The organism is Rhodoferax sp. (assembly GCF_011391645.1).
Taxonomy (GTDB): domain Bacteria; phylum Pseudomonadota; class Gammaproteobacteria; order Burkholderiales; family Burkholderiaceae_C; genus Rhodoferax.
Map to the genome: position 1 here is coordinate 1 of NZ_JAABQC010000119.1, position 7,496 is coordinate 7,496.

At 61.7% G+C, this 7,496-nt stretch carries 9 protein-coding genes; all 9 read right to left on the reverse strand.

Annotated features, from left to right (window positions below; all coding sequences use genetic code 11):
• Window positions 1–929: efflux RND transporter permease subunit (locus tag GPS82_RS12545; protein ID WP_296495229.1), on the reverse strand; the 929-nt coding region annotated here is incomplete at its 3' end.
• Window positions 930–931: 2 nt separating this feature from the next.
• Window positions 932–2,494, reverse strand: coding sequence for an efflux RND transporter periplasmic adaptor subunit (locus tag GPS82_RS12550; protein WP_296495231.1), 1,563 nt, complete (start codon window positions 2,492–2,494; stop codon window positions 932–934).
• Window positions 2,491–3,762, reverse strand: coding sequence for a TolC family protein (locus GPS82_RS12555; protein ID WP_296495233.1), 1,272 nt, complete (start codon window positions 3,760–3,762; stop codon window positions 2,491–2,493). The genes GPS82_RS12550 and GPS82_RS12555 overlap by 4 nt, the downstream gene beginning before the upstream one ends.
• 7 nt (window positions 3,763–3,769) lie before the next feature.
• Window positions 3,770–4,420, reverse strand: a complete 651-nt coding sequence (locus GPS82_RS12560; protein WP_296495235.1) for a thioredoxin domain-containing protein — start codon at window positions 4,418–4,420, stop codon at window positions 3,770–3,772.
• Entirely contained in the window at window positions 4,417–4,845 is a 429-nt protein-coding gene (locus GPS82_RS12565; RefSeq protein ID WP_296495237.1) for a disulfide bond formation protein B, read from the reverse strand. Before GPS82_RS12565 ends, GPS82_RS12560 begins: the two co-directional genes overlap by 4 nt.
• Before the next feature lie 106 nt (window positions 4,846–4,951).
• The gene (locus GPS82_RS12570) at window positions 4,952–5,317 is read right to left on the reverse strand and encodes a copper-binding protein (RefSeq protein WP_296495239.1); all 366 of its coding nucleotides are present in this window, start codon (window positions 5,315–5,317) and stop codon (window positions 4,952–4,954) included.
• A 94-nt stretch (window positions 5,318–5,411) separates the two neighbouring features.
• Window positions 5,412–5,771 carry a copper-binding protein gene (locus GPS82_RS12575; protein WP_296495241.1) on the reverse strand — a complete coding sequence of 120 codons (360 nt, stop codon included), beginning with the start codon at window positions 5,769–5,771 and terminating at the stop codon, window positions 5,412–5,414.
• Window positions 5,772–5,810: 39 nt separating this feature from the next.
• Window positions 5,811–6,302, reverse strand: coding sequence for a cupredoxin family protein (locus GPS82_RS12580; protein ID WP_296495242.1), 492 nt, complete (start codon window positions 6,300–6,302; stop codon window positions 5,811–5,813).
• Between the two features lie 59 nt (window positions 6,303–6,361).
• Window positions 6,362–7,496, reverse strand: a 1,135-nt coding sequence (locus GPS82_RS12585) for a copper oxidase (RefSeq protein WP_296495244.1), incomplete at its 5' end; no start/stop codon positions are given.

Sequence of the window (7,496 nt, forward strand, 5' to 3'; positions counted from 1 at the left end):
GGGCCGATCTCGGCAATCTTTTCCTTGACGTTGGCAATCACCTCCAGCGCGTTTTCGCCATAACGCGCCATGGCGATGCCCGACACCACTTCGCCCTCGCCGTTGAGTTCGGTCAGGCCGCGGCGCTCGTCGGGTACCAGCTCGACGCGGGCGATGTCGCGGATCAACACTGGCGTGCCCTGGTCGGCCTTGACCACCAGCATCTCGATGTCGCTGATGCCCCGCAGGTAACCCTTGCCGCGCACCATGTACTCGGTCTCGGCCATCTCGATGGCGCGCCCGCCCACGTCGCGGTTCGAGTCGCGAATCACCTGGCCAACCTTCATCAGCGGGATGCCGTAGGCGCGCAACTTGACCGGGTCCACCGTGACCTGGTAGGTCTGCACAAAGCCGCCGATCGAAGCCACTTCGGCCACGCCGTGCGCCTTGGTCAGCTGGTAGCGCACATACCAGTCCTGGATGCTGCGCAGCTCAGCCAGGGTCTTGTCTTTGGCCAGCAGCGCGTACTGGTAAACCCAGCCCACGCCGGTGGCGTCCGGGCCTATTCCAGGCGTGACTCCCCGGGGCATGCGCCCGGCGGCCGAATTCAGGTACTCCAGCACCCGCGAGCGGGCCCAGTAGATGTCGGTGCCGTCCTCAAAGATGATGTAGACAAACGACGCGCCAAAGAACGAGAAACCACGCACCACCCGTGACTTGGGCACCGACAGCATGGCTGTGGTGAGCGGGTAAGTGACCTGATCCTCCACCACCTGCGGTGCCTGACCGGGGTAGTCGGTGTAGACGATGACCTGCACGTCCGACAGGTCGGGCAGCGCATCAATGGGCGTGCGCAACACCGAAAAAACGCCCGCCGCGATGATGAACAGGGTGCTCAGCAGCACCAGAAAGGGGTTGCGGCCGGACCAGCCGATGATGTTGGAAAGCATGATCAGGGCTTGATGCTGGTGATGACCCACTCACCAGGCGCGCGCTCGACAAACTCGAAGTCCACCTTGGCTCCGGGTTTGAGCGCCTGCAGCAAGGCCGGGTTGGCGGCCTTGAACTCCATCGTCATGGCCGGCCACTTGAGGCTGGGAACGGGCGCGTGGCTCATGCTGATGGTGCCCTCCTTCAGATCCACGCCGTCCACGGTGCCGGTGGTCTGGTGGCCGACAGTTTTGGCTGCTGCGGCTGCTGGCGCGGCGGCGGGTGCAGCGCTGCCCAGGCCGTCCAGTGCGGCCTTCAAGTTGCTCTCGGCATCGATCAAAAAGTTGGCAGCCACCACCACGGGTTCACCGTCATCCACGCCGTCAAGCACCTCCACATGGGTATCGCTGCGCGCGCCCAGTTTGACTTGGCGCGACTCGAAACGGCCGCCCCCCTGGTCGATCAGAACGATCTGGCGCGTGCCACTGTCGATCACCGCTGACAGGGGCACCGTGACCACCTTGCCCCGGGCGCCCACCGGCAGTTCCACCTGGGCAAACATGCCGGGTTTGAGCAGCCCGCCAGGGTTGGCCAGCTCCACCCGCACCGGCACGGTACGGGTCTCGGCGCTGAGGGTGGGATAGACATAAGTGACCCGGCCAGAGAAGATTTTGCCGGGATAGGCATTGATGCTCACCGTGGCCTGGGTGCCGTTCTTGACCAGCCCGATGTCTTGTTCAAAGACGTCGGCAATCACCCAGACGCTCGACAGATCAGCGATCTGGTACAGCGCCTCGCCGGGCATGAAGCGCATGCCCTGCAGTGCTTTCTTCTCCATCACGATGCCGCTCACGGGTGAGCGGAAAGTGAGCGTGCGGGTGGTGGCGCCCGAGTCGGTCAGTGCCTTGATCTGCGCCTCGGAAATGTCCCAGTTGCGCAGTCGCTGCAAGCTGGCATCGGCGAGTTGCTGCATGCCTGCCTGCGCCTGGCTACCCGCGTCCTTCAGGCTGCTCACGCCCTGCACGGCAATGGCGTATTCGCGCTGGGCCGAGACCAGCTCGGGGCTGTACACCTCAAACAGCGGCTGACCCTTGCCCACCGCTTGGCCGGTCACGTTGACATGCAGGCGCTCCACATAGCCTTCAAACTTGGGTGAAATGGCAACCGTGCGTCGCTCGTCGGGCTCGATGCGGCCCGAGGCACGCACTGATCTGTTGAGCAGCCGCAGTTGTGCCGCCTCGGTGCGCACGCCGAGCTTTTGCACTTTCTCGGTGCTGATCCTGATCTGGTTGGCCGGTGTGGGTTCTTCATCGGCGCCGCCGGCATAAACCGCGATGTAGTCCATGCCCATCGGGTCTTTCTTGGGCGTGGGCGAGGTATCGGGCAGACCCATCGGGTTACGGTAATAGAGAAGTTTTTTCTCAGGCTGGGCTGCTGTGTCGCCTGCGCCGGAGGGCGCTGCCGTTGACGCCCCGGCCGGGTCAGGCGCACTGCCGGCATGGCCACGCGTGCCAGCGTAATAACCGCCCGCGCCAGCCAACGCGACAAGCGCCGCGCCGATCATCCATCCGGTACCTGTCTTCATAAGTCTTCTCCCACCAGTTTTTCAATTTCAGCCAGCCGCATCTGGGCTTCCAGCTGCGCCTTGAGGCGGCTTTGCCGGGCCTGGCGCACCTGGCGCTGGGCGTCCAGCATGGTGGCAAAGTCGAGCCGGCCGTTTTCATAACTTGCCAGTGCCGCCTGCAGCGTCAGCTCGGCCTGCGGCAGCAGGCTGGTCTGGATTAGCCGTTCGGTGCGCAGCGCGGTCTCCATGCCGGCCAGGTTCTCTGACAGGTCGGCCATCACCTGGTTGGCAGTGGCTTCGCGGCGCGATTGCGCTGCCGACAGCATCGCCTGGGCCTCGCGCTCCTGGGCACGGCGCGAATCCTGTTGCAGCGGCAGGTTGAGCTCCAGCATCAAGCTCCACTCGGCAATGCGGCTTTGCACCTGGGTGGGCGTGACAGACAGCGTGAAGTCGGGGTAGCGATTTTTCAGGCTCAGGTCGCGCCCAAGCTCGGCAGATCGGATGCGGCTCGCTTCAGTAAACAACTGGGGGTTGCTTTGGCGCACACGCACCATCAGCGCGTCAGCGTCGAGCCGGGCGCCAGTGGGCACGGGGCGCAGCCGTTCCGGCGGTGCCAGTGGTGCGTTCGACGGCCTCGCCAACAGCGCATTCAGGCGGGCATCGGCCTGACGCGACTCACCCGCCTGCGCCAGCAGCTCGGTCTGCATGGCGGTTTGCTCCACCTGCGCACGAATGGCCTCCTGCTGCATCGCCAGGCCGGAGGCGTAGCGCACCTGCGCCACGCTGGCCAGACGTTGGGTCAGGTCGAGCAGCTCGCGCGTGAGGGCTTGGGTGTGCAGCAGAAAATAGCGCTGTGCGTGCGTGGTCTTGACTTTGGCCGCCAATTCGGCCCAAGTACCCTGCGATCTGCCCTGGCTGACCAGCGCTTCTTGCGCGGCGATGTTTTTCTTGATGTCACGCTTGCCAAACCAGGGCAGGTCCTGCATCAGGGTGTATTCGGTTCTGCCAACATCGCCGGGCCACAGCGTTGGGTTTTGTTCTCCCATTTTGGTGATGTCCATCCACTCGATCCGAAACTTGGGGTCCATCAAGGCGCCTGCCATTGTCACGCGCTCGCTGGCCGCCTGCGCCTCGTCGCGCATGCTGGCGTATTCCGGATTGCGCTCCCTGGCCAGTGTCAGCAAGCTCTCTGTGGTGGCGCCGGGCACGGCTTCCTGTGCCAGCGCCCGGGCAGGGCTGCCCAAAACCAGCAGCGCGGCAAGTGCGGTGGCCTGTAAAACGTTTTTCATGGTGAGCCTACTTGGCGCTGGCGAGCGCTTCGTCCACCAGCGCTTTCAGCTCTTTAAAGCCGAACTTGGGCAGCGGTTTGCCGTTGACGAAGTATTCGGGGGTCATGGTGACGTTCAAGGTTTTGGCGTCCGCCAGGTCGCGCGCAATCATCGTGGTCACCTCTGGCGCATTGGCATCGTTTTGCAGTTGGGCCAGGTCCATGCCCAGTGGCGCCAGCAGCGGACCGATCAACTGGACGTTGGCGGTATGGTTGATCACCCAGTCGTCCTGGCGGGCGAACAGGGCTTCGAGTGTGGCTTCGAACTTGCCCTGCTTGCGTGACGCTTCCAGCACCCGGACCACGGCATCAGAGCCGGCATGAAATGGTGCGTAGCGCAACGATAAACGAATCTTGCCAGGGTTGGCTGTCATCATGGCCTTGACCAGGGGGTAAAACTCGCGGCAAGTGCCACAGGCCGGGTCAAAGAACTCAACAATATGCACAGGCGCATTGGCGTCGCCAAAACTTGGCGCATCGGCGCGCACCAGCGTCGCCATGTTTTGCTTGACGCGTTGCGCGGCTGCTTCCGCTTGCTGTTGTTTATAAAAGAAGGCACCCCCGGAAAAGGCCAGGATCAGCAAGGCAGCAGCGGCGATAAAGATATTTTTTTGTTTCATTTGGAAGACTTGGTGGCGCTTGCCAGCAGCAAGCCAGTGACGGTTAGAAAAGCCAGAAAAGAAAGCAGGGGAATCGTGACAAAACCAAACCACTCAACCTGGATGGTTTTGCAGGGAATGCCCTCGCGGCACGGTGCCAGGGTTTCCGGGACGATGCCCATCGTGAGCAAGACATGAAACCCGGCCACCAGCAGGCCAATAGTGGCCAGCGGCAGCGCGTAACGCGTCACCTTGGGGTCCAGCGGGAACAGGCCCAAGGCCAAAATCAACACCAGCGGGAACATGAAAATGCGCTGCCACCAGCACAGCACGCAGGGCGCAAAACCCATGACCTCGCTCATGAACAAGGCGCCCAGTGTGGCCAGTGTGGCGATCAGCCAGGCGCCAAAAACCAGAGTCCAGCGGGCGTCAGTTGTGTTTGTCATGGCGTGAATCCCACAAGTGGCAGGGATCGACTGTAGGAGCGGCGCCCTCGCCGCGATGCCTTGGTTTCATGGCAAGGAGGGTCAGCGAGGTGTCAAGGCAGGCGACTTATTTCACCAACTCATACCGCGTGACCGTCATGCCACCATCGGCGGGGTCGGTGGCAAAGCGGATTTTTTGGCCGGCCTTCAATTGATCAAGCCAGGCCGCGTCTTTCACCTTGTAGGCCATGGTCATGGGCGGCATGCCGTTGGGCAGGGCGCCGTGCGCCAGCGTCACTGTGCCTTTGGATTTATCGACTTTTTTGACCAGGCCGTCACCCATGGCCGCATCGGCGGCGGCAGTGGCTGGCTTGGCTGTGGCTGCCGGTTTGGCGGCAGGCATGCCGTGCATGCTGTGGTCGGTCTGGGCCATGGCAGGGGCGGCCAGGCCAAAGGAAAGGGTGATCAAGACGGGTGTCAAAAGAGCTTTCATGCGGCTTTTCCTGTGGCTGAAGGTGGTAAAAAAGTACCGTCGCAGTTTGCCCGCATGCGCCCGACACCCAGCTGACCGCCAGATGACATTTTTGTTATCTGGGCTGCAGCTCGGTGACGATCATCTGGCCGTTTTCGTGAATCGTCATGAAGCGCACTTTGTCGCCGGTTTTGACCTTGTCGAGCATGGCCTTGTCTTTGGCCACAAACACCATGGTCATGGGTGGCATGTCCAGGTGTTTGATCTCGCCATGGCGCAGGGTGATCTTGCCGGTTTCCTTGTCGATCTTGCGGACCTCGCCATCGGCCATGTCAGGCGCTGACGCCATGCCCATCTTGTCGTGGTTCATTCCCATGTTGCTGTGGTCAGCGCTTGCCTGTGCCATCACGGGCAAAGACAGCGAAAGTGCGGCGCCAGCGAGAAGTTGCGCCACGGTCTGTGTGTGTGTTTTCATGATGTCGTGTCAGGTTTGGGATGTAGTGAGGGGGGCTGCTTATTTGGCAACGACCTTGATCTTGCCGACCATGCCTGCTTCGTAGTGGCCCGGCAGCAGGCAGGCGAAGTCGAACTCACCGACCTTGTTGAAGTTCCAGACGATCTCGCCTGTTTTGCCCGGCGCCACGTGCGCCATGTAAGGCTCATCGTGCTCCATGTTGGGAAACCTCTTCATCAGCACAGCGTGCTCATCGAGTTCTTTCTTGGTGCCCAGGACGAACTCGTGCATCACCTTGCCGTTGTTGAAGTGCATGAACCGGATCGTCTCGCCCTGTTTGACCTCGACGAGATCGGGCGTGAAGCGCATGTTGTCTGTCATGCGGATCTCCACGGTGCGCTTTACCGCGTTCGAGTGGCCGCCAATGCCCCATTCCTTTTGTTCCATTTTCATGGGTGTGGCGCCTTTGGCATGCTCTTTTTCGCTATGCGCAAATGAGGCTGCAGAGGCTGCAAGCATGGCGGACACGATCAGGGTTTTGGTGATGTGCATGTGAAGGTTCATTGTCGACTGGTCGGATTGGTTGAGGGATCGAGAAATATGTGCTGAGATCAGTGTTTCATGGCAGAGCCATGGGGCTTGACCGCGTTGGCTGTGCCAGTTGCTGTGTCTGCGCTTCCTTTGGGCCTGACCGTAGCGAGCGGTGCACCAGTCCATTCGTGCGCAACGGTGCCTTCAGGGTACTTGTACGGGCCAGGATCCTTGTAGTCGCCCGGTTTCTGGTCTTTGCGCACCTTGAACACGGTGAACATGCCGCCCATTTCCAGCGGCCCGAACTGGCCGGTGCCGGTCATCATGGGCGCCGTGTTGTCGGGGATGGGCATCTGCATGTCGCCCATGTCGGCCATGCCGCGTTCACCCATCAGCATGTAGTCGGGCGCGACTTTCTGGATTTTTTTCACCAGGCCACGGTGGTCCACACCGATCATGGTCGGCACGTCGTGGCCCATGGCGTTCATGGTGTGGTGGCTTTTGTGGCAGTGCATGGCCCAGTCGCCTTCTTCGTCGGCGATTAGCTCGATCTGGCGCATTTGGCCCACCGCCACATCGGTGGTGACCTCGTACCAGCGGGTGCTGGGCGGGGTCGGGCCACCGTCGGTGCCGGTGACCAGAAACTCATGGCCGTGCAGGTGGATCGGGTGGTTGGTCATGGTGAGGTTACCCACCCGGATGCGCACGCGGTCATTCAGTCGCACGTTCAAGGTGTCGATGGCCGGGAACACGCGGCTGTTCCAGCACCAGATGTTGAAGTCAAGCATGGTGTTGATCTTGGGCGTTTTGCTGCCGGGCTCGACGTCAAACGCGTTCAGCAAAAAACAGAAGTCCCGGTCCACGTCGCTGATGTGCGGGTGGCTGGTTTTGGGGTGGGTCACCCACATGCCCATCATGCCCATGGCCATTTGCACCATTTCATCGGCGTGCGGGTGGTACATGAAAGTGCCGGGGCGGCGCGCCTCGAATTCGTAGACAAAGGTCTTGCCCACCGGAATGGCGGGTTGCGTGAGTCCGCCGACACCGTCCATGCCGCAGGGTAGGCGCTGGCCGTGCCAGTGGATGGTGGTGTGCTCGGGCAACTTGTTGGTCACAAAAATGCGCACGCGGTCGCCTTCAACCACCTCGATGGTCGGGCCCGGGCTTTGGCCGTTGTAGCCCCACATATTGACCTTGAAACCCGGCGAGACCTCG